The following is a 21,892-nucleotide window of genomic DNA, read 5'->3' as shown; positions in this document are numbered from 1 at the left end:
GGGGGGGGAGTTGTCAATGAAAAACCCCGGCCCGCCATGAGGCGAGTCGGGGTATATGCGTCTAGCTCAACGCTAGAGGCGGCAGGTTAGTTGGTTGACGGTGCTGCGGTCTCAGCTTCCGGGGCGTCCTCTGCCGGCGCCTCAGACTCCGCTGGTGCCTCGGACTCCGCTGGAGCCTCAGACTCTGCCGGCGCCTCGGACTCTGCGGCGCTTTCCTCAACTACGGTCTCGGTCACGGTCTCGTTCGCCGCGGTCGGGGTCTCGGTAACGGTGCCGGATTCAACCGTGGTGGTCTGGTTAGCTACGGAGGAGGAGGTGGTGGCCTCGGTCTCGCCGGCTGGGATTGCGTCGTCGTTGTTGCCGAAGAGGTTGAGCAGCAGCCAGATCAGCAGCAGAGCGGCGATAAGGCCGATGAGCCACTTCCACCAGCCGCCGCCACCGTTGTTGTCATCAGTGGTGACTGCGGTGGAACCCGCAGTAGCGCGCGGCGTGGTCTCAATGACCTCGGTTGCCGGGTCTACCGTCGGGTCAACGTTCGGATTAATGTTGCGGGCCGGGTCGTTCGGATTCGGGTTCGGAGTGGTCATTTGCTGAAAATCCCTTCGTTTCAAATATGTAGAGCGCTAAATTTTGGGCTACCTGACAGGCCAATTGCCAAAGTGCCAGCTAGCCAGCACCCGACCACGGTATCAAACGTTGCCTAGCACGAGGCGCCCCGTTCTGCAGCACAAACTTACATTCGGCAGTTTTTACTGGTCAGCGTCCTGAATAAATACTGGAAGCCATTTTCAATAGATTGTCAATAAGCGGGCGGCGGGGATAGGCTGTGTCGTATGAGACACAATCACGCACATAGCCACGGTCACAGCCACGGTCACAGCCACGATCACGATCACAGAAGCACTCCGCTGCGCGCACTCATCGCGGCGCTTACCATCACGTCGACGGTATTTTTCGCAGAGCTGATCGGTGGCATCGTCTCCGGCTCGGTGGCCTTGATCGCGGATGCGATGCACATGCTTTCAGACGCTGCGGGCCTGATCATTGCCGTCATCGCCGTGATTGCGGGCAAAAGGGCAGCATCACGGCGCGCGACGTATGGCTACCGCCGTGCAGAGGTGCTCGCCGCACTGGTGAACGCCGCAACAGTGATCATGATTTCGGTGTTCATTGTGGTTGAGGCGGTTAAGCGCTTCCGCGTGGCGTCGGAAGTGGAATCTGGCACCATGCTGATCATTGCCATTATCGGTTTGCTGGCGAATGCGATTTCGGCGTGGATCTTGTCGCGGCACCGCGGGGATTCCATCAACGTTGAAGGCGCGTTGCTGCACGTGTTGGTGGACATGCTCGGCTCGGTGGCGGTGATTGTGGCCGGCCTTGTTATTCGTTTTACGGGCTTTATGGCGGCGGACGTTATTGCGTCGTTGATTATCGCGGCGATGGTGTTGCCGCGTGCGGTGCAGTTGCTCATGCAGTCGGCTCGTGTCCTGTTGGAGCAGGTGCCGGACGGTTTTGATGAGGCGGCGGTGGAGCCTGCGCTGTTGGCCATCCCGGGCGTGATGGCAACACATGACATCCACTTGTGGTCGCTGGATGGGGTGTCGGTTATTGCTACGGCACACCTGGTTCTTGATGACGGTGCTGATGCCGGCCACGCCCTCGACGCTGCGCAGGCGGCGCTGGCAGAGCTGGGAATTGAGCATTCCACAATCCAGCTCGAGCGCCCCGAGCATGCTGATCATGAGAGCATTTGCTGAAACTGATCTAAAGTCAGAAGACATGGGCTTTACCACGCCGAGTTACTCACTTATTGACCTGTTCGCACGCGCTGAGCGCGGGGAGTTGCAGCTGCCGGATTTCCAGCGTGATTACATCTGGGATGTTGACCGGATTCGCACGCTGATTACCTCCGTGCTTCGTGGCTATCCAATTGGATCGTTCTTGGCGCTTGATACGCGCAATTCGCCGGTGCGCTTTAAGCCGCGCCCGCTTGCTGGGCTTGATGTCGGCAGCGTTGAACCGGGGCTTTTGCTTTTAGACGGGCAGCAGAGGCTGACTTCCCTCTACCACGCATTTAAACGCGAAGGTGTCATCCCGACAGTGGATTACCGGGGAGAGTCGATTCAGCGTCGCTTCTTTGTGGACGTTCGGGCGGCAGTCTCCTCTGACCCGATGCCTGTTGAGGCTGTCTTCGCGGTTGATACGGAGGGATGCGTACGTTCCCACTTCGGCCCTGAGATTGAAGGCGGTATCACCTGCCGCGAGGATATGCTGCGCCACGGAGTTATCCCGGTGTCGCTGTTGATGTGGAAGCAGGCCAATGACCTGTTGGTGGACATGGCTGCCAACGAGGAGCTGCGCGAGCCGGTCAAGCTGTTCCAAAATGAGGTGCTGCGCTGGCTGCCGGCGTATGACGTGCCGGTGATCCGCGTGGACCGTTCCACGTCGCGGGTGGGTGTTGGCCAGATTTTCGCCCATGCAAACTCGGCGGGCGTACAGATGGACGTCTTTGAGCTGTTGACGGCAATGTTTGCAAACGAAGATCCAGATTTCGTGCTTGCGGATCACTGGGCCAAGGTCGAGCAAACGTTGCGCGAGCACCCGGCGCTGGACGAGATTGGGCGCATCGAATTTTTCCGGGCACTAGCGCTTTTGATTACCAGCCGCAATGGTCACGCCACCGGGCACCGCGGCGACATCTTGACTATTTCGTTGCAGGATTACCTGACGCACGTAGATGAGATGACGGCGGCCTTTGTGAAGGCAGCGGAGTTTTTGACGCAGCGTTGCATCCTGGGCAGCGACCAGGTGCCGTATGCCTCACAGCTCGTGCCGCTGGCAACAATTCTGGCGCGCCTTGCGGAGCATCCGGGTGTGTTGGAAGGAGAGCAGGCTCGGGATCGGCTCAACCGCTGGTTCTGGTCCGGCGTCTTCGGCGAGCTTTACGGTGCGCACGCGCCGACAATCCGCGCGGGCTTGGATGTTCAGGAAGTTACCCCGTGGGTGCTAGGGGAGACGGAGGTGGAGCCGCGCACCGTTGCCGATGCGGAGTTCCGTGAGTCCCGCTTGCTGAGCGCTAATGAGGATAGCGGCGTGTACCGAGGCCTGTTCGCGCTGCTGATGGCACGAGGCGCTCGTGATTGGCGCACTGGCAAGGCCTTTGATGAGGAGACGGTTGCTGAGTTGCGTCCGCGCTTCCACACCGTGTTCCCACCGGTGTATTTGCAGCGGATGGGGGTGGACGTGCAAGCGTCGGAAAGTGTGCTCAACCGCACACCTATGGGCCGGCGCACGGACGTGGTGATTGAGAACAATGAGCCGCGCCGCTACTTGCCGCGTCTGCAGTCAAAGTCCCTGCTTGATGATGCTGAGTTTGACGCAGTAATCGAGGGCCACGAGATGTGCCCGCAGTACCTGCTTGCGTCGAACTGGGAGGCGTTTGAGGCTGATCGTCGCAACCGTTTCGTGGGCATGATCGAATACGCCATGGATAAGCCGGTGATTCGTGATCTCACGCGGGAGGCCGTCGCAACTGATCATGGGGAGTAGGACCAGGGGCAGGCGCATTGTCGCTGGTGTATTGGTACCGGCATTAGCGTCGGCATGGTTGCTCAGCGGCTGCAGCAATTCCTTGCCCGCGGATCCGTTTGCTCGCGCAAAAGCGGTCAATGAATCGCGCCACGTGGCTGAGCGTTTTGATGAGCACCCTGTAGTGCTTGATGATGTGAAGGGGATGAGCAGTCTCCAATACTTCTTCACTAGCTCTGAAACCCTGGTGGTGAGTGACGCAACCGTTGAGGCGCAGCTGCGGGCGGCTTCGATTGCGATTGTCGCGCACGCGCCGATGATTGTGTATGACCCACAACGCCATCAGGAGATTGCCCAAGAGGTGGAACGCCTTCGCACCTACACGGTGTTGACGGTGGGGGATGTGGCGCTGGCGCAAACCTCTGGGCGGGTGCGGGTCTATCGCGACCCGGGCGGCATGGATGCGCTTGGCACGATGACGGCGCTGCGATTTGCGCAGCGTGAAGTGGAACGTCCTGAAGACGCGGCGGTGGCCGTAGCTAGCATTGACCCGCAGGACCCGGTGTGGCTGCGCGCGGCGTGGGCAGATCCAAAGGTGATGCCGCAGGCGGAGGCGAGGCCGTTTCCGATCTTGTCGCGTAGGGACGCACAAATGGCGCCGGTCGTTGTTGCTACGGCAGAAAGCTCCATTGCGTCTATTGCGAATGCGCGCAGTTTTGGCGCGGATGTGACCATGGTTGATGATCCTGACCCGCGAAATTCGGAGCAGGCGCTGTTTGCCATGGCAGGACTGTCGCAAGCGCCATTGGTGGCGTTGGGGGCACAGTTTGGTGATGAACGCCAGCTATCAACGAAGATTATGCAGGCGGAAGAATTTTATTTATCCAAAAATGCTGACATGTCACAATTACAGCACTAAGGTATGCAGGGAAATATTCGATTCCACTCAGTAGGAGATTTCCCCGTGGCAAAACCCGTTGTGCTTATTGCGGACAAGCTCGCCCCGTCTACCGTCGAGGCTCTCGGCGACCAGGTGGAGGTGCGCTGGGTTGATGGCCCGAACCGAGCTGAGCTGCTTGCCGCAGTTCCTGAAGCTGACGCACTTTTGGTGCGTTCCGCAACCACCGTTGACGCGGAGGTTATTGCGGCCGCCCCGAAGCTGAAGATCATCGGCCGCGCAGGTGTGGGCCTGGACAACGTTGATATCCCCGCGGCAACCGAGCGCGGTGTGATGGTGGCCAACGCACCGACCTCCAACATCCACTCCGCGTGTGAGCACGCGATCGCGCTGCTTTTGTCCACCGCTCGCCAGATCCCGGCGGCAGATGCCACCTTGCGTGACGGTCAGTGGAAGCGCTCCTCCTTCAACGGTGTGGAGATCTACGGCAAGACCGTCGGCATCGTCGGCTTCGGCCACATCGGTCAGCTGTTTGCGCAGCGCCTTGCTGCGTTTGAGACCACCATCATTGCCTACGATCCCTACGCTAACCCGGCCCGCGCAGCACAGCTTGGCGTGGAGCTGGTGGAGCTTGAAGAGCTGATGGGCCGCGCTGACTTTGTCACCATCCACCTGCCCAAGACCAAGGAAACGGCGGGCATGTTTGATGCTGAGCTTCTGGGCAAGGCGAAGGAAGGCCAGATCATCATCAACGCTGCCCGCGGTGGCTTGGTGGATGAACAGGCGCTGGCTGACGCTATCCGCGCAGGCCGCATTCGCGGTGCAGGCTTTGACGTGTACGCAACGGAGCCGTGCACGGATTCTCCGCTGTTTGAGCTGGACCAGGTTGTAGTCACCCCGCACCTGGGTGCTTCCACCGTTGAGGCGCAGGACCGCGCTGGCACGGATGTTGCTGATTCGGTGCTTAAGGCGCTTGCAGGCGAGTTTGTTGCAGACGCTGTGAACGTCACCGGCGGCAGGGTTGGCGAAGAGGTTGCTCGCTGGCTGGAGCTTGCACGCAAGCTTGGCCTCTTGGCAGGCAAGCTGCTTGATGAGGCCCCGGTGGCGCTCAAGGTCACGGCTCGTGGTGAGCTGTCGACTGAGGACGTAGACACGCTCGCACTGTCTGCTGTCCGCGGCCTGTTCAGTGGCATCGTTTCTGAGACAGTGACGTTTGTGAACGCTCCGTCGATCGCGGAGGCTCGCGGCCTGACCTACTCTGCTGCAACTGAGACTGAGGCTCGTGCGCACCGCAGCGCGCTTGAGGTGCAGGTTGTGGCGTCTAACGGTGATAGTGCAACGATCACCGGTGCGCTGACTGGCCTGGATGGTGTGGAGAAGATTGTCCGCATCAATGGCCGTGGCGTGGATATGCGTGCAGAGGGGCGCAACCTGTTCTTCCGTTACACGGACGTGCCGGGTGCGCTGGGCAAGGTTGGCTCCAAGTTGGGTGACGCAGACATCAACATTGAGGCCGCAGCGCTGACGCAGACCACGAAGGGTAGCGGCGCAATGCTGATCCTTCGTGTGGAGAAGGAAGTGCCGGCAGAGCTTGAGGCGCAGATTGCTGAATCCATCAACGCGACCTCCCTGCAGGTTGATCTTGGCTAAACGGGGGTAGTGGGCGCTGTACCCCTAACGCCAACAACGGTTTCCTGTGGTCACACAGAGGTCTAGGATGGTAGGCCGTGAAACCTTCGCCGGTGGTTGGGTTCTGGGGTCCAGCGCGCTTGACCGCAACTGGGTTTATCCTGCTTATCCTCGCTGGGACGGTGGCTTTGATGCTGCCGTTTGCTGCGCATGGGCAGACATGGACGCCGCTAATGCCTGCGGTGTTTACGGCTACCTCTGCGGTGTCGCTTACTGGTTTGGTTGTGGAAGACACTGCGACCTATTGGACACCGTTTGGCCAGGTGGTCATCCTTATACTTATCCAGTTGGGTGGGCTAGGCATCATGTCTGTGGCGTCGCTGTCGGGGATGGTGATTACCGGTAGGATTAGCCTGCGTGCACGTGGTCGCGGAGCCGCTGAGGGCCGGCCGATTTCCGCGGGTGGTATTCGCCGCAGCCTCGTGTTTACGTTGGCGTTTACCCTCATCGCCGAGGGAGTTGTGGCATTTATCCTGTGGCTGCGGTTTTGGCTTGGCTACGGGCATACGCCGCTACGGGCCGCGTGGGAGGGGGTGTTCCACGCAGTGTCCGCCTTTAACAACGCTGGTTTCAGTACGCAAAGCGATAACGCGGTTCCGTTTGCTGCGGATGCCTGGGTACTTCTGCCACTTGCCGTGGCGTTCATCGGCGGTGGTCTTGGGTATCCGGTGTGGTCGGAGGCTGCATCCTGGTTGCGGCACGGTGCTTGGCGCACGCAGGTGTGGTCACTGACCGCGAAGTTCACATTCTTTGCGACGGCAACGTTACTGACCATCGGCGCCCTCTTCTTCGCGCTATGCGAGTGGAACGGCGTACTTGCCGGGATGCCGTTGTGGCAGAAGCTGCTCAACGCGTTTTTTGCGGGCGCGTCGCCGCGAACAGCGGGCTTTAACGCGATCGATTACGCGGATGCGCAGCCGATCACCCTAATGGGCACGGATGTGTTGATGTTTATTGGCGGCGGCTCTGCCGGTACGGCAGGTGGCATCAAGGTCACCACTGCATGCGTGCTGTTTGCGGCGATGGCGTCGGAGTTTCGTGGCTGGGAGGAAACCAGTGTGGGGAAGCGTTCGCTGCCTTCGTCTGTAAGCCGCCAGGCGCTTGCGTTGACGTTTGCTGGCGCGAGTGTGGTCACTCTCGGGGTGGGTGTGCTGCGTGTATTCGACCCGCAATTTAGTGCTGATCAGGTGGTCTTCGAGGTGATGTCGGCGTTTGCCACGGTGGGATTGTCTACGGGAATTACTGGGGCGTTGTCGGTGCCGTCGCAAATCGTGCTCTGCTTCATCATGTACTTGGGCCGCATTGGCCCGGTGACCTTGGTTACCGCACTGGCGTTGTCTGGTGCGCATCGTCGTTTCAGTTATCCAGAAGAAAGGCCCTTCATTGGTTAAACATTTTGCTTTTTCGTCGCGTGCCAACCAGGGCATTGATATTGCGCCGGTGATGGTTATCGGGCTTGGACGTTTCGGTATTTCGCTTGCCCGGGAGTTGACCAGCAATGGTGTTCAGGTCTTGGGTGTGGATATTGATCCGAAGGTGGTGCGTGAGCAGGCGCAGTTTTTGACTGATGCGGTGATTGCAGACTGTGCCGACCCGCAGGCGCTTGCGCAGATTGGCGTTGAGGAGCACAAACATGTGGTTCTGGCCATTGGTTCGCATTTGGAGGCGTCTATTTTGACTGCTTCGAACCTGGTAGAGGCCGGTGTGCCCGATATTTGGGCGAAGGCGGATTCTGAGGCGCACGGCCGGATCCTGTCGCAGTTGGGTGTGCTGCATGTGATTCATCCGGAGCGGGATACGGGACGGAGGGTGGCGCATCTGCTTGGCGGTCGAATGAGTGAGTTCGCTGAAATTGCCCCAGATTTTGGGGTCATTAGCCTTGCGCCGCCGCAGTGGCTGGTGGGTGCGCCGGTTGATGTAGCGAAGGTGTGGCGGGAGCATGGTGTGCAGCTCATTGCGGTTAGGCAAGGGGATACGGGCTTCGTCCCGCTTGTCGACGCCACGCTGCTTACCCCCAACGCCACCATCGTTGCCGGCGGTAGCCCGAAAGCTTTGGAGGCGTTCTGCCGATAAATGCCCGCGGGGTTGCTAGTGTCAAGGGGAGTATCTCACATAGTTGGAAAGGCGTCTTACTCTATGAAAATTGCAGTTATTGCCGGCGATGGCATTGGCACCGAGGTCATGGCTGAGGGCCTCAAAGTCCTCAACACCGTACGCGATGACGTGGAGACGACCGAGTATGACCTTGGCGCGCGCCGCTACCTGAAAAACGGCGAGGTGCTGACGGACCAGGACCTGGCCAGCCTGAAGGAGCACGATGCGATCCTTTTGGGTGCGGTCGGTGACCCCGAGCGCGTGCCGGCTGGCGTGTTGGAGCGCGGCCTGTTGCTGCCGCTGCGTTTCCAGCTGGACCACTACGTGAACTTGCGCCCGTCGCGTCTGTACCCCACGGCAGTCAGCCCGCTGGCTAACCCGGGCGATATTGACTTTGTCGTCGTCCGCGAAGGCACCGAAGGCCTCTACGCCGGCAACGGCGGCACGCTGCGTAAGGGCACGGAGCATGAGGTGGCCTCCGAGGTGTCCCAGAACACGTACTACGGCGCAGAGCGCGTTGTGCGCTACGCCTTTGAGCTGGCGATGAATCGCCGCAAGAAGCTCACCCTGGTGCACAAGACCAACGTGCTGGTCAACGCCGGTGGTCTGTGGCAGCGCGTCGTCGACGAGCTGGCCCAGGAATTCCCCGAGGTAGAGGTGGACTACAACCACATCGACGCCGCAACCATCTACATGGTGCAGGACCCGCAGCGCTACGACGTGATTGTCACCGACAACCTCTTCGGCGACATCCTCACAGACCTGGCTGGTGCCGTCACCGGTGGCGTTGGCCAGGCATGCTCCGGCAACATCAACGCAGCGAAGGAGTTTCCTTCCATGTTCGAGCCGGTGCACGGCTCGGCACCAGACATCGCAGGTCAGGGCATTGCAGACCCGGCTGCGATGATCCTGTCAGTTGCCATGATGCTGCGCTTCCTTGACGACGAAGAAAATGCCGCACGCATCGAAGCCGCCGTCGAGCAGGAAGTGGCGTCTCGTGACGGCGCACAGATTCGTACCAGCGAGGTGGGTGACCGCATCGTCGCCGCACTGCGCTAGATTCGAGGCATGCATTTTCGCCGCCTGAGCATTGCCGCCGCCCTTTCCGCCAGCCTCATCCTCACAGGGTGTACCGCCAACGGAAACGATGGCGCCTCAGGCGGCGATAACGTTTCCGCAGATAAAACGCCGAAACTGGCTATGGATGGCCACGAGGTGATCCCAGATGCCAACGGCACAGGCATTGATGCCAGCGCCAAGTTCTTCGAAGCATCGGACAATGTGGTCGTTGCCGGACCCGATCGGGAACACCAGATGCGTGGCGCCGCACTCGCGGTGGACCTTGGCGCACCGCTGTTAGTACGCCACCCGGGAACCGAGGAAGCAATCGAGGCGGAGATCGCACGCCTTGGTGCAGACAACGTGGTGGAGGTGCCTGAGAGCACCTCCACCACGGGGGATAAGGACACCTCCACCACGGGCGATGAATCCACGTACCCTAACGCCGAAGGCCAGCCGCAAGGCGACGTTGCGGCGATTGCCGCGCTGGAACCACAGCAACCGCTTGACCTTGTCATGCCAACCGTGTTCGCCACCTGGGAAACTTCGCGTGCGGCTGCCGCAACGGCGCGCGCAGCAGGCGCGGATGTCCAGGTGTTGGAGGTTGCGGATCCGAGGGTGACGTCGACAAGCATCAGTGCCGTGACCTCCGGTGATGTGCTCGCACTGGGCAGACAGTGGGGCTCAGACGAGAACCTGCGTGCCCGCGCTGAACTTGCGGCCAACGGTGAGCTGCCCGGCGGTGGTGGATTGGTGTTTCCGGGGCGACGCATGATTGCGCTCTACGGCCACCCCTATGGACCAGACTTGGGTGTGATGGGGGAGCAGGACGCGCACGCGGCAGCCGAGCTGGCCAAGGAGTACGCCTCCTGGTACCAACCTTTTGAAGAGGCACCGGTGATCCCTGCATTTGAGGTCATTGCCACGGTTGCTTCCGGAGGGCCGGGGGATGACGGTAACTACTCAAACGAAACTCCGATCGATCACTTGGTGCCGTACGTGGACGCGATCTTGGATGCCGGCGGCTACGCGGTGCTGGACCTTCAGCCGGGCCAGGCGAGCTTCCTTGAGCAGGCGAAGCTCTATGAAGATTTGCTGAAGCGGCCAAACGTGGGCTTGGCGCTGGATGCGGAATGGAAGCTGAATCCGGGCGAGCGGCCGTTGAGCCGTATTGGCAGTGCCACCTCGGCTGAGATCAATGAGGTGGCGGATTGGCTTGCGGCACTCGTGCGTGAAAACAACCTGCCGCAGAAGATGCTGATTTTGCACCAGTTCCAGCTGGCAATGTATCCCGATCGTGAAAACATTTCCACCGGCCAACCGGAACTAGCATGGGTGCTGCACGCGGACGGACACGGTGTGCCAGGCCAGAAGTTTGACACATGGAACGTGCTGCGCGAAGGCCTGGATCCGAACTTCTACATGGCGTGGAAGAACTTTATTGATGAAGACACGCCGACGTTTAGCCCGGAGCAAACCTACGCGGATGTGAACCCACGTCCGTGGTTTGTCAGCTACCAGTAGCGCTAAAACGCTTCCGGGTACGGCAGCTGCGCGCTAGTGTTGGGCCATGTCCGTCGAATTAGATGAGGTCTACCGGTTCCTTGCAGCAAGTGAGCCGTTTTCCCACCTGCCGGAAGAAACCCTGCGTACGCTGCCGGCCGCGATGGGGATTACCTATGTTCGCCGTGGGGAGACCGTGTTTGGCCCCGGTGATGTCAATGACACGCTCTACATCATCCGCTCTGGTGCGATTGACGTGGTGGGTGAAGACAATATGTTGCTGGACCGCCGTGAAGCGGGCCTAAACTTCGGCTATTCCACGCTTGTGGGGGAGCCGGAGTCGCAGTACCTCATGCAGGCGGTGGAAGATAGCGTGCTGCTCATGCTGCCGCGCGAGACCTTTGCGCAGCTTTTGGCAGACCACCCGGATTTGGAGCGCTTTTTCCAGTCAGCATCACGTCGCGTGCGTGCAACGGCAGATGAGGTGAAAGACAACGGCGCGGCGGATGTGCTGCGTGCGTCGGTGCGTGCGGTGGCAAGTGAACGTGAGCTGGTCGCATTGGCCTCCACTGCAAGTATCGCAGAGGCCGCTCAGGCGATGGACGCGGCGAAAGTAAGCTGCATTGTCATCGATCCGGCTGGGGAAACGCCGGGTATTCTCACCGATCGGGATTTGCGTTCGCGAGTGGTTGCGCAGCAGATTGATACCAGTCAGCCAGTGGCCACGGTGATGACATCGCCGGTGCGCAGCATTAGTGTAGACGCCTTGGTTTTTGAAGCGATGCTGGTGTTTAGTGAGCTGGGTATTAACCACCTGCCTATTGAGGACCACACGGGCATTATCGGCGTGCTCACCGCAGGTGACATCATGCGTTTGCTGCAGACGGATCCGATGTTTATGGCAGCGGATGTGGAGCGCTCCAGCCTTGAGGAGCTAGCGGGTGCCTACCAGCGTGCCGCGGCTGTTACGGTGCGCTTCTTTGACCGTGGTGCGTCCGCTGCCGAAACCCAACGCCTGTTGACATCGATTGCGGATGCGGTTGCGCGCCGCCTGTTTGCACTTGGCGTCGAAAAGTTCGGCGAGCCGCCGGTACCGGTGGCATTTGTTGCTGTTGGATCGCAGGCCCGCGGAGAGATGGGACCGGCTTCTGACCAAGATAACGCGTTCGTCCTGTCTGACGGGTACGACGAATCCGCCCATGGCGAGTATTTTGCCAAGCTCGCCGAGTTCGTCTGCCAGGGCCTAGGCAACGCTGGCCAGGCATTGTGCCCGGGCAACATGATGGCCTCCAATCCTGATTGGCGGATGACCCAGGCTGAGTGGGACCGCACCTTCCACGGCTGGGTTACGGCGCCGGACCCGAACGCACTTTTGCACGCGCAGGTGTTTTTTGATTTCCGTCCCATAGCGGGTGCGGGTGAGAACTGGGAGGACATGGCGCTGAGCGTTCGAAAGAATGCGAGTATTTCCGCCCAAGGTTCGCGTCGCTTGCACACGCACTTGGCCGCGCTTGCTACGTTCCGGGAGCCGCCGATTGGGTTCTTCCGGGGTTTGGTGGTGGAGCGCTCCGGCGAGTACGCCGACACCTTGGACATCAAACGTGGTGGCACTGCTGCGGTGGTGCAGATGGCTCGTCTGTATGCCATGACGGCTGGGGTAGATGAGGTGGAAACTCCGGCGCGTCTTCGCGGCGCGGCAGGGCACTCCGTGTCCGTCCGCGGTGTTGAGGATCTCCTTGGTGCGTACGAGTATCTTGCAGATCTTGCGATGAAGCACCAAGCAGCCCAAGTTCGTGCGGGCCAGCAGCCGAATTATCGGATTGATCCGAAGCAGTTGCCAACGCGCGATCGCGCCGCGCTTCGGGATGCCTTCGGCGTAATTAAATCCTTGCAAAACGCACTGGCCAGTAAATATCCAACGCGGGCGGTGTAGCGTGTTTGGGTTTTTGCGGAAGCAGAGCAGGTCGCTTGTCGACGGCGCGTTTCTCGCCGTCGACGTCGAAACCACTGGGTTGAAACCGGACAAACATGAGTTGGTTTCTATTGGGTGGGTGCCGGTTAATGACAGGGTCATTGACCTTTCAGGCGCGCAGTACTTTGTGTTGGCTGGTGTGCGTATTGGGGATTCAGCCACGCTACATGGGGTGACGGACGATGACGTGGCACAACATGGCCAAAGCCATGATGTGGTGTTGGATGCGTTTGATGCAGCCTTTGAAGGCCGCAGGATGATTGCCCATTTTGCTCAAATGGAAACCGGCTTTATCTCCAAACTGTACCGAGAGATGCGTGGGCAGCGTTTCGTGTTTGCGGAACGTGATGTGGTGGACACGATGACGATGGAGCGCCGACACATGGAACGCATGGGCACCTACCCACGTGGCGAGGACCTGCGGCTTGCGCGCGTGAGAGAGCGCTACAACTTGCCTACGTACGGAAATCACAACGCGCTGACGGATGCTATTGCGTGCGCGGAGCTTTACCTAGCGCTTACCGCAGCGAAGCTCCCCAAGCCCTGATCGCTTCTTAGGGAATCACTAGGGCCAGTCCGGTTACGCCACGTTTTGAGCGCGATGTATGCTCGCTCACATGCGTTTTGGACGAATTGCAACCCCTGAAGGCATGACGTTTGCTGTGATTGACGCGGATGCGACCACGGCAAAGGCTATTGCTGGCACACCGTTTACAGAGCCGGAGTACACCGGCAAGGAATATGCGTTGGAGGACGTTCGCCTTCTGGCGCCAACGTTGCCCAGCAAGATTGTGGCGGTGGGCCGCAACTATGCTGACCACGTTGCGGAGGTGTTTAAAGAGTCTGCGGAGCACTTGCCGCCGACGATCTTTGTCAAGCCGTCGACCGCCGTGGTTGGACCCGGTGCGCCGATTAAGATCCCGGATTTTGCCACCCGCGTTGAGTTTGAAGGCGAGCTTGCGATCGTCTTTGGTGTGCCCTGCAAAAACGTCAAGGCGAGCGACTGGAAGTCGGTCGTGCGTGGCGTGACCATTATTAATGACGTCTCTTCGCGTGACCTGCAGTTCGCTGACGGTCAGTGGGCGCGCGCCAAGGGTATTGACACCTTTGGTCCCTTGGGCCCCTGGATTGAGACGGACCTGGATAAGTTCGATTTCAGCAACTTGCCGATCAAGGCGCACCTGACGCATGAAGGCAAGACGGAGACCAAGCAGGACTCCAACTCGAACCAGATGATCATGAACATCGGGGAGATGGTGGAGTGGGTCACCCAGTCCTTCACCATGCTGCCGGGTGACGTGATGGCTACCGGCTCGCCGGCGGGCACGGCGGAGATGGTTCCAGGCGACGTTATTGAGGTTGAGATCCCGGGCATCGGCTCGCTGCGAAACCCAGTCGAGCGCGCCTAACTCAGCTGGTTATCTAGGCTTCGTTATTTAGGTTTCGTTATCTAGACCAAGTGCGCGCATCATGGTGCGCAGCTTGGCCGTCGTTTCATCAAGCTCAGCCTGGGGCTCTGAGTCTGCGACAAGTCCGCCGCCCGCCCAAGCGCGGGCGGTTTTACCGTCTCCAGCAACTTCGGCGCAGCGGATTGCCACCATGTATTCGCCATCGCCGGAAGCATTGGTGTAGCCCACAGCGCCAGCGTAGAAACCGCGCTCGGATTCGGCGGTGGTAATGAGTGCTTCGGCCGCGCTTTGCGGGGTACCGCATACCGCTGGGGTAGGGTAGAGCAATCGTGCAAGCTCTAGTGCTGAAGGCGCGGGTTCACGCAGCTGCCCCTCAATGGGGGTTGCCAGGTGCCACATCTCGTTGGTCTTTTCCAACTTCGGGCGATCTGGGATGCGTAGCTGCGTACACAGTGGGGCAAGGATCTCGCGGATGTGATCGACCACGTATGCGTGCTCATCAAGGTCTTTGGCCGAAGCTGTCAAGCGGCGCCCCCCCTCAGTATCGGCTTCCGGGTCGTTCGGGATTCGCGCTGCGGAGCCGGCCAGCGGGTATGACGTCACGTGGCTTCCTTGGCGGCGAACCAGGACTTCTGGGGAGGAACCGACCAAGAAATGGCCCTGTTTGCCCGCCGGAGATAGATCTGCGATGAAGCCATCGCCCGTCGCAGAAAGCTCAATTAGCCGCGCCGCCACCAGGCGCGGGTCTACAGGCGGGTTAAACGCAATGTCGACCGCGCGGGCTAGGACCACCTTGTCCAGCGATGAGCGGCGGATGGTGGCGACGGCGGCCTCGATGCGTCGTAAATGCTCGTTCGGTGCAGGATCTACCCCAATGAGTGCAGCGTTGAGGTAGGAGCCTTCACCAGTGGTGTAGAAGGGGTGCGGATGCAGCACGCCTTCTTCACGGATGATCTTCTGTGGCACGGTCAGTGCGGCGAGACATTCGTGCTCAAACGGCAGAGCACCCACCACCATTTCGGCTTGTCCGCTTCTAAGCGCGGCAATTGCATCATCAATGGAGGAAAACACAGCAGCTGCACCCTGGGTTCGTACTGACCCGGATGGCCGGGACAGTAGGAAGTCGGGGGCGGTTGAGGGGCGCTGTAAAGCGCTGCTGGTTAAAGACACAAATGTTCAGCGTACCTTCCGCTTGAATGCAACTGGTAAGAGGCCGACTGTTTACTGAGATACTAATGTGACTGAAGTGATTAAGGCGATCGAGTGAGAGGCCGAATCCGACGCGGTGTCACAGCCGCCGGTGCTGCATTGATGCTGGCGGTGGGGGTGCATGTGCCACAGTCAGCTGGGGCGCAGGACTTGTCGTCCCAAGTTAATGCGGGCATTAATAACGCTGTTAATCAGACGAATGCTGAGTGGGATAAGTTCGTGCGAATGGCTAACGACGCCCTGCCGGCTGGCTCCTCTCTTCCAGGGGTTCCCGCACGGATACAACCCGGCTACCCCCGACTCCGGTGATGGTTGGATACTCCGCTTTCGAGGACTCCACTTAGAACTTCCGCAACTATTCGCGTCTGCGCGAACCCTCCGTGGGCCGCGACGCCATTATCGTCTACCCACGCGCCAGCGGTGCTTCGTGGGAAGGCTCGCCGACAGCGTCAACGGGTCCGGGCCAGGACATTGCGTTTGTGTGCGTCATCATTGATGAGGTGCAGCGGTACTACAACATTGACCGCCGCGGCCAGCGGGTGATGCCGGTACCGGAGCTCTTTGTCTCCTATGAGCGTCGCAACCGATGCATTGGCGGCGTTGAGGTGATCAAGGTGCACGGTTCCAACCACTTCTGGTGGCACGACCCGTCCGCTAAGCCAGAGTGTGCTTATCGGGCGGCCTCTTTCGCGCGCTACGATTGCGCACATGACTGAATCATCCATGCGCGTTCGTTTCTGCCCGTCTCCAACCGGCACCCCACACGTGGGTATGGTCCGCACTGCACTGTTCAACTGGGCGCAAGCACGCCATAACGGCGGCACATTCGTGTTCCGTATTGAGGACACTGATGCGGCGCGTGACTCTGAAGATTCCTACCAGGCAATCATTGACTCTCTTGAGTGGCTGGGTCTGACCTGGGACGAAGGCGTGGTTACGGGCGGACCGCACGAACCGTACCGCCAGTCCCAGCGAGGGGGGATTTACAAAGACGTGCTGGACAAGCTCATCGAGGCTGGCGAGGTGTATCCGGCGTACTCCACCAATGAGGAGGTCCAAGAGCGACACAAAGCGGCCGGCCGCGATCCGCAGCTGGGCTACGACAACTTTGACCGTGACCTCACCCAGGAGCAGATCGATGCTTTTGAGGCTGAGGGTCGCAAGCCGGTTTGGCGCCTGCGCATGCCGGATCAGGACTGGACCTGGAACGACCTTGTTCGCGGTGAGGTCACTTTCAAGGCTGAGACCCAGCCGGACTATGTAGTTGCGCGTTCCAACGGTGCGCCGCTTTACACCCTGGTCAACCCGGTGGATGATGCGCTGATGGGTATTACCCACGTGCTACGTGGTGAGGACCTGTTGTCTTCCACGCCGCGTCAGCTCGCGCTCTATGAAGCACTCAAGCGGATCGGTATTACGGACTTCACCCCGGAATTCGGCCATCTGCCGTTTGTGATGGGGCAGGGCAACAAGAAGCTGTCTAAGCGCGACCCGGAATCCAACCTGTTCAACCACCGCGACAACGGCATCATCCCGGAGGGCATGATCAACTACCTCGCGCTGCTGGGCTGGTCTTTGTCTGCTGACCAGGACATCTTCACTGTTGAGGAGTTTGTCAAGGCGTTTGACGTTGCAGACGTGCTGGGCAACCCGGCTCGCTTTGACCAGAAGAAGCTTGAGGCAATCAACGCGGACCACATCCGCTTGCTGCAGCCGGATGATTTCCGCGATCGCCTGCGTGCGTACCTCACGGAGTACACCGATTTCCCTGCTGACTACCCGGCAGACAAGTTTGCCATCGCCGCAGACCTGGTGCAGACGCGTATCAAGGTGCTTTCAGACGCGTATGGGCTGCTGAAGTTCCTTGTCACCGCAGACGAGGACCTAGTGCTGGATGAGAAGGCCGCGAAGAAAAACCTCAAGGACACGGCAGTAGAGCCGCTTGAGGCGGGAATTGCGGCGCTTGAGGCCATCGACGAAGGGGAGTGGACGACGGCAAACATCGAGGCGGCGCTGAACAAGGCGCTTATTGAAGACCTTGGGCTTAAGCCTCGCGTTGCCTTCGGCGCGCTTCGTGTTGGTGTCTCTGGTGAGGCTGTGTCCCCGCCGCTGTTCGAGTCCATGGAGCTTTTAGGGCGCGAGTCCACGCTGACCCGCCTGCGCGCAGCACGTGCGGCAACGCCGTATGTAGCTGCAGAGTAGATGGCAGCAGCGTAGATGGCTGATAGACGCATATAACCACAGGCTTGTAACTCAAATAAACTACCTTTAACCAGGCGATTTGTTCTCTCAGTAAGCCTGTGGTTATAGTATTCCACGTTGTTCAGAGCACGACAGTGAATAGCGAAACACTGAAGTGTGATGAAAACGATGGCCTATGGTGTAATTGGCAACACAACGGTTTCTGGTACCGTCATTCTTGGTTCGAGTCCAGGTAGGCCAGCAACAGAATTTCATATTCTGTGTCCTAATGCCCCGTTCGTCTAGCGGCCTAGGACGTCGCCCTCTCACGGCGGTAACACGGGTTCAAATCCCGTACGGGGTACAACAACAAACTCCCGAATCGGTTCACCGGTTCGGGAGTTTTTCTTTGCCGCGCGCGTGTGTCGTTCTGGTGCTAGGGTTATCGCGGCTAGAAACCGTCGAAAAACCGTTGAAAAACCGTCACAGTATTATCTAGGAGACCGCATGCACCTTGTACGCACTTCCGCTTCCATTACCGCCGCGCTAGGTATTGCGGCGTTGACGTTGGTGGGCTGCGCGGAGCCGTCGACAAGCGAAAGCCCGACCGCAGCCGAAACCACCGAAACAGGTGAGAAGACCGTGCTGACGCTGTACACCTCTGAGCCAGAAGACAAGGTTGATGAGATCAACCGTGCGTTCACCGAGGAAAACCCGGACATTGAGGTGCAGGTCTACCGCGCTGGTACCGGTGATCTCAACGCCCGTATTGAGGCGGAACGCACCTCCGGCAAGGTGGAGGCAGACCTGATCTGGGCTGCGGACGCGCCGGCATTCGAGGGCTTTAAGGCGCAAGACCTCCTGGTCAAGTTCAACGACGTGGATACGAGCAACGTGCTTGAAGAGATCGTGGACGCGGATGGCTTCTACGTAGGCACCCGCCTGATCCCAACTGTGATTGCCTACAACACTGACGTCATTGATCAAGCAGACGCGCCGACGTCCTGGGCTGACCTGACCGACGCTAAGTACATGGACAAGATTGTCCTGCCGGACCCGGCGGTCTCTGGCGCTGCGGCGTACAACGCAACAGTGTGGATGAACAATGACAAGCTGGGCGAGGCGTGGGTAAGCGACCTGGGTGCAAACAACCCGATGGTCGCGGCCTCCAACGGCCCGACCTCCCAGGAGATCGCCAGCGGCGGCCACCCAGTTGGCATTGTGGTGGACTACCTCGTGCGTGACTTGGCCGCCAAGGGCTCGCCGATCAAGGAGGTCTACGCAACCGAAGGCTCGCCGTATATCACCGAGCCGATCGCGGTGTTTAAGGACTCCACCAACCAAGAGGCTGCGGAGCGCTACATCAACTTCATCCTCTCCGAAAAGGGCCAAAAGATCGCCGTTGAGCAGAATTACCTGCCTGTGATCGAGTCTGCTGGCACTCCGGGCGATGTGCCGGCGCTGAAAGACATTGCACTGATGAACGCGGACCTGGATGTGTTGTCAGATGACCGTGCGCGTTCCGTGGAGTTCTTCCAGAACGCAATGAACTAAAAGCGAGGAGTTTTTGTCTTCGCGTCAAGCACCCGGCATACGCCTTGCCTACATAGGGGTGTGGCTGATCGCCGCGGCGGTGTTTATCGCGCCGCTTGCCCTGGTTATTTCCCTTGCGCTGGGTGGTAACCAGGTCCCAGTCCTGCTGGAGCAGGGGCTAGGCAAGGCGACGTGGAATTCGGTGTACACCACATTGGCGTCTGCAATCGGCGCTGTGATCATCGGCGCGGCTATCGCGCTGTTGTTGGAGCGCACCGACGTCAAGGGCACAGGAGCGTTGCGTCTGCTGTTGCTTTCGCCGCTTCTGGTGCCGCCGTTTGTTGGCGCGATTTCGTGGCTGCAGCTCTTTGGCCGTAATCAGGGTCTGAATGGGGTATTCGGGCGGCCGTTATGGGACATCTATGGCGCCGACGGGATCATTTTCTTGATGACGCTGCACTCGTACCCCGTGGTCTACGTCATCGTCGCGGCTGCACTGCGCTCAATTCCTCCGGACCTAGAGCTGGCCGCGCGCATTGGCGGGGCAGGAAGCGCCACAGTGCTGCGTACGGTGACCATTCCGCTGCTTGTACCGGCGCTGCTGTCCGCATTTACACTCACCGCGGTATCCAACTTGGCGGACTTTGGTATTCCGTCCATTTTGGGCTCGCCCGTGCGTTTTGAAACGCTCGCCACCATGGTGTATCGCTTCATGGAGTCTGGCACCGTGTATAACCCATTGCAGGTTGTGTCTACCATCGGCGCGCTGCTGATGCTGTTGGGCATTGCCGCGGTGGTGGCAGATTACGTGGTGTCCGGGCGCGCTACGTCCACAGTCGAAGGCGGCGGTGCTATGAAGCTGTCGTTAGGCAGGGCTACCTGGCCGATCACGATCATGGCGTGGGTGCTGGCGCTGGCGCTCACCTTGGGCCCAATCATGGGGTTAACCTACCGCGCACTGCTGCCAGCACCCGGTGTGCCGTTCACGTTAGACACCATCACCTTGGATAACTTCTCTGCAATGCTGGCCAACCCTCGCGTGCGCGAAGGGTTTGGTAATTCTGTCACGCTCGCGCTCGGTGCGGCACTGCTGTGCGGCCTGTTGGGATGGGCGATTGGTGTGCTGGTAACTCGCACACGCGCTCGCAGCAACACGGCGCTGAGTTTGATCACGCTGCTGCCGGCCGCATTGCCGGGGCTGATCATTGGTGTGGGCTGGGTGATTATGGGGCGCTACACCGGCATATACAACACCCGCTGGGTGATCTTGGCTGCCTATGTCTGTGCGTTTAGCGCCACGGTGCTGCAGGCAGTGCGAGCCCCGTTGGCAAAGATCCCGACAGCGGTGGAAGAAGCGGCGCAGATTTCCGGCGCAGGCCGCCTGCGCGCTATCTGGGACACCAGCGGACGCATGGCGCTGCCAGCGGTCATTTCAGGTGCGGTACTAGTTGCAGTTACCGCGGTGCGCGAGCTGACCGTGTCCATCCTGCTGGTTGCCCCCGGCAGCACCACCATCGGTGTGCAGCTGTTCAACCTGCAGCAGTCCGGCAATTACAATCAGGCGTCCGCGCTTGCCCTGCTCTTTATGGTCATTGGCATTGTGGCGCTTGCGTTTACGGTGCGTAAATCCGGCAAGGAGTGATGATGAGCAGCATTGCAATCTCCAACCTCGGCGTCACGTTTGCGGACGGCACTGTTGGCCTGGAAGGTATCAACCTCACCGTGCCCAGCGGTGAGTTCATCGCGCTCGTTGGCCCGTCCGGCTCCGGCAAGACCACGTTGTTGCGCACCATCGCGGGCTTCATCGAACCGACCACGGGCAGGATCGAACTCGACGGTCAGGACGTTTGCCATGTGCCGCCGGAAAAGCGCCACATGGGCATGGTGTTCCAGCAGCATGCGGTGTGGCCGCACATGAGGGTGGGGGAGAACGTGGCCTATCCGTTGCGACGCGCCGGCGTGAAGCGTGCAAAGGAACAGCAGTTGGTGGAAACGGCCCTGGCCACGGTTGGTCTGGATGGCTTTGCCCGCCGCAAGCCAGCAACCTTGTCGGGTGGTCAGCGTCAGCGCGTCGCTCTTGCGCGCGCCATTGTGGCCTCGCCGAAGCTTTTGCTTTTAGACGAAGCGCTATCCGACCTCGACGAACCCCTGCGTGACGCGCTGCGCCGCGAACTTGTCGCGCTGACTCGCACCAACCACTTGACCACGGTCCACGTCACGCACGACCGTAAGGAAGCGATCGCGATTGCGGATCGGATTGCCGTGCTTCGCAACGGCCGCCTGGAACAATACGACACCCCCGACGCTGTGGTGACGCGTCCGGCAACGGCCTGGGTGGCGTCCTTTATGGCCGATGCCACGATTCTCGAAGGTGCGGTGCGCGAGGGCCATGTGGTCTGTGAGAAGCCGCACTTGAGCTGGCCGCTTGACGACGGCTTCGTTACCTCCCACAGCGCCCCCATTCCCAGCACTACCGCTGGTGTTGAAAACACAGTGACTGTCGCCGTACTCCCCGCGGATGTGCTTGTGGGCCCCGCTGGCTCTGGTGCTGTAAACGCGGTGATTACCTCGGTGTTGTTTGAAATAACCGGATATTCGGTGACGGTGGATGCTGGCGGCGTGGAGTTCCGTGCGCGCATGGGGTTGACGCCACGGCCGGAGGTTGGGGATCAAGTCAGTGTGAGCGTGGAGCGTATTTTCGTATTTTAGGCCTGTTGACCTTGTGATTTGCTGCGCGACTGTGGTGTCCTTTATTGTTAGCAAGTCGCAAACAAAGCGAGCGCGCCCCGTTCGTCTAGCGGCCTAGGACGTCGCCCT

General features: G+C 59.8%; 18 protein-coding genes and 3 tRNA genes (1 of these 21 running past the window's edge). 19 read left to right on the top strand and 2 right to left on the bottom strand.

Annotated features, from left to right (window positions below; translation table 11 throughout):
* Positions 1-86 precede the first annotated feature (86 nt).
* Entirely contained in the window at positions 87-587 is a 501-nt protein-coding gene (locus HMPREF3101_RS06300; protein WP_070463722.1) for a hypothetical protein, read from the bottom strand.
* A 246-nt stretch (positions 588-833) separates the two neighbouring features.
* Between HMPREF3101_RS06300 and HMPREF3101_RS06295 the strand changes: the two genes are divergently transcribed.
* From HMPREF3101_RS06295 to HMPREF3101_RS06245, 11 genes are all read left to right on the top strand, one after another.
* Positions 834-1,757: a cation diffusion facilitator family transporter gene (locus tag HMPREF3101_RS06295; RefSeq protein WP_070463721.1), complete on the top strand. Its 924-nt coding sequence runs from the start codon at positions 834-836 to the stop codon at positions 1,755-1,757.
* Between the two features lie 22 nt (positions 1,758-1,779).
* Entirely contained in the window at positions 1,780-3,549 is a 1,770-nt protein-coding gene (locus HMPREF3101_RS06290; RefSeq protein ID WP_070463720.1) for a DUF262 domain-containing protein, read from the top strand.
* 133 nt (positions 3,550-3,682) lie between these two features.
* Positions 3,683-4,447 carry a hypothetical protein gene (locus HMPREF3101_RS06285; RefSeq protein ID WP_246816672.1) on the top strand — a complete coding sequence of 255 codons (765 nt, stop codon included), beginning with the start codon at positions 3,683-3,685 and terminating at the stop codon, positions 4,445-4,447.
* Positions 4,448-4,492: 45 nt separating this feature from the next.
* Positions 4,493-6,076, top strand: a complete 1,584-nt coding sequence (gene serA / locus HMPREF3101_RS06280; protein ID WP_246816671.1) for a phosphoglycerate dehydrogenase — start codon at positions 4,493-4,495, stop codon at positions 6,074-6,076.
* Between the two features lie 77 nt (positions 6,077-6,153).
* Positions 6,154-7,506, top strand: a complete 1,353-nt coding sequence (locus tag HMPREF3101_RS06275) for a TrkH family potassium uptake protein (RefSeq protein WP_246816670.1) — start codon at positions 6,154-6,156, stop codon at positions 7,504-7,506.
* A complete protein-coding gene (locus tag HMPREF3101_RS06270; RefSeq protein WP_330910970.1) occupies positions 7,499-8,188 on the top strand; it encodes a potassium channel family protein in 690 nt (229 codons plus the stop codon). Before HMPREF3101_RS06275 ends, HMPREF3101_RS06270 begins: the two co-directional genes overlap by 8 nt.
* Before the next feature lie 63 nt (positions 8,189-8,251).
* Positions 8,252-9,268, top strand: a complete 1,017-nt coding sequence (locus HMPREF3101_RS06265; protein ID WP_070463717.1) for a 3-isopropylmalate dehydrogenase — start codon at positions 8,252-8,254, stop codon at positions 9,266-9,268.
* Positions 9,269-9,277: 9 nt separating this feature from the next.
* On the top strand, positions 9,278-10,792 hold the full coding sequence (locus HMPREF3101_RS06260) for a cell wall-binding repeat 2 family protein (RefSeq protein WP_070463716.1): 1,515 nt from the start codon (positions 9,278-9,280) through the stop codon (positions 10,790-10,792).
* Positions 10,793-10,838: 46 nt separating this feature from the next.
* Complete coding sequence (locus HMPREF3101_RS06255; protein ID WP_070463715.1) at positions 10,839-12,704, top strand: DUF294 nucleotidyltransferase-like domain-containing protein; 1,866 nt, start codon at positions 10,839-10,841, stop codon at positions 12,702-12,704.
* Positions 12,705-12,717: 13 nt separating this feature from the next.
* Positions 12,718-13,290, top strand: coding sequence for an exonuclease domain-containing protein (locus HMPREF3101_RS06250; protein ID WP_246816669.1), 573 nt, complete (start codon positions 12,718-12,720; stop codon positions 13,288-13,290).
* A gap of 70 nt (positions 13,291-13,360) precedes the next feature.
* The gene (locus HMPREF3101_RS06245) at positions 13,361-14,152 is read left to right on the top strand and encodes a fumarylacetoacetate hydrolase family protein (protein WP_083280117.1); all 792 of its coding nucleotides are present in this window, start codon (positions 13,361-13,363) and stop codon (positions 14,150-14,152) included.
* Between the two features lie 27 nt (positions 14,153-14,179).
* On the opposite strand, the gene HMPREF3101_RS06240 is transcribed toward HMPREF3101_RS06245, so the two are convergent.
* Entirely contained in the window at positions 14,180-15,223 is a 1,044-nt protein-coding gene (locus HMPREF3101_RS06240) for an isochorismate synthase (RefSeq protein WP_246816668.1), read from the bottom strand.
* Between the two features lie 518 nt (positions 15,224-15,741).
* Here HMPREF3101_RS06240 and HMPREF3101_RS06235 point away from each other — a divergent pair.
* The 8 genes from HMPREF3101_RS06235 to HMPREF3101_RS06200 form a co-directional block, all read left to right on the top strand.
* Positions 15,742-16,077: a hypothetical protein gene (locus HMPREF3101_RS06235; protein ID WP_070463711.1), complete on the top strand. Its 336-nt coding sequence runs from the start codon at positions 15,742-15,744 to the stop codon at positions 16,075-16,077.
* Positions 16,070-17,563, top strand: coding sequence for a glutamate--tRNA ligase (gene gltX, locus HMPREF3101_RS06230; protein WP_070463710.1), 1,494 nt, complete (start codon positions 16,070-16,072; stop codon positions 17,561-17,563). The genes HMPREF3101_RS06235 and gltX overlap by 8 nt, the downstream gene beginning before the upstream one ends.
* 169 nt (positions 17,564-17,732) lie before the next feature.
* Positions 17,733-17,804, top strand: a tRNA-Gln gene (locus HMPREF3101_RS06225).
* Between the two features lie 29 nt (positions 17,805-17,833).
* Positions 17,834-17,906, top strand: a tRNA-Glu gene (locus HMPREF3101_RS06220).
* Positions 17,907-18,049: 143 nt separating this feature from the next.
* The gene (locus HMPREF3101_RS06215) at positions 18,050-19,096 is read left to right on the top strand and encodes an ABC transporter substrate-binding protein (RefSeq protein ID WP_070463709.1); all 1,047 of its coding nucleotides are present in this window, start codon (positions 18,050-18,052) and stop codon (positions 19,094-19,096) included.
* 13 nt (positions 19,097-19,109) lie between these two features.
* Positions 19,110-20,717, top strand: coding sequence for an ABC transporter permease (locus HMPREF3101_RS06210; RefSeq protein ID WP_083280116.1), 1,608 nt, complete (start codon positions 19,110-19,112; stop codon positions 20,715-20,717).
* 2 nt (positions 20,718-20,719) lie between these two features.
* Positions 20,720-21,784, top strand: a complete 1,065-nt coding sequence (locus HMPREF3101_RS06205) for an ABC transporter ATP-binding protein (RefSeq protein ID WP_070463708.1) — start codon at positions 20,720-20,722, stop codon at positions 21,782-21,784.
* 74 nt (positions 21,785-21,858) lie between these two features.
* A tRNA-OTHER gene (locus HMPREF3101_RS06200) sits at positions 21,859-21,892 on the top strand (it continues 51 nt past the right edge of the window).

Origin of the sequence: Corynebacterium sp. HMSC29G08, assembly GCF_001806875.1 — a bacterium.
GTDB lineage: Bacteria > Actinomycetota > Actinomycetes > Mycobacteriales > Mycobacteriaceae > Corynebacterium.
The sequence above is the reverse complement of the archived record's forward strand: the minus strand, read 5'-3'. Positions and strand labels throughout refer to the sequence as shown.

What these genes read in the sequence shown, in the direction of transcription:
- HMPREF3101_RS06300 (WP_070463722.1), bottom strand. Translation starts at nt 587, where the DNA reads ATGACCACTCCGAACCCGAATCCGAACGACCCGGCCCGCAACATTAAT.
- HMPREF3101_RS06295 (WP_070463721.1), top strand. Translation starts at nt 834, where the DNA reads ATGAGACACAATCACGCACATAGCCACGGTCACAGCCACGGTCACAGC.
- HMPREF3101_RS06290 (WP_070463720.1), top strand. Translation starts at nt 1,780, where the DNA reads ATGGGCTTTACCACGCCGAGTTACTCACTTATTGACCTGTTCGCACGC.
- HMPREF3101_RS06265 (WP_070463717.1), top strand. Translation starts at nt 8,252, where the DNA reads ATGAAAATTGCAGTTATTGCCGGCGATGGCATTGGCACCGAGGTCATG.
- HMPREF3101_RS06260 (WP_070463716.1), top strand. Translation starts at nt 9,278, where the DNA reads ATGCATTTTCGCCGCCTGAGCATTGCCGCCGCCCTTTCCGCCAGCCTC.
- HMPREF3101_RS06255 (WP_070463715.1), top strand. Translation starts at nt 10,839, where the DNA reads ATGTCCGTCGAATTAGATGAGGTCTACCGGTTCCTTGCAGCAAGTGAG.
- HMPREF3101_RS06245 (WP_083280117.1), top strand. Translation starts at nt 13,361, where the DNA reads ATGCGTTTTGGACGAATTGCAACCCCTGAAGGCATGACGTTTGCTGTG.
- gltX (WP_070463710.1), top strand. Translation starts at nt 16,070, where the DNA reads ATGACTGAATCATCCATGCGCGTTCGTTTCTGCCCGTCTCCAACCGGC.
- HMPREF3101_RS06215 (WP_070463709.1), top strand. Translation starts at nt 18,050, where the DNA reads ATGCACCTTGTACGCACTTCCGCTTCCATTACCGCCGCGCTAGGTATT.
- HMPREF3101_RS06205 (WP_070463708.1), top strand. Translation starts at nt 20,720, where the DNA reads ATGAGCAGCATTGCAATCTCCAACCTCGGCGTCACGTTTGCGGACGGC.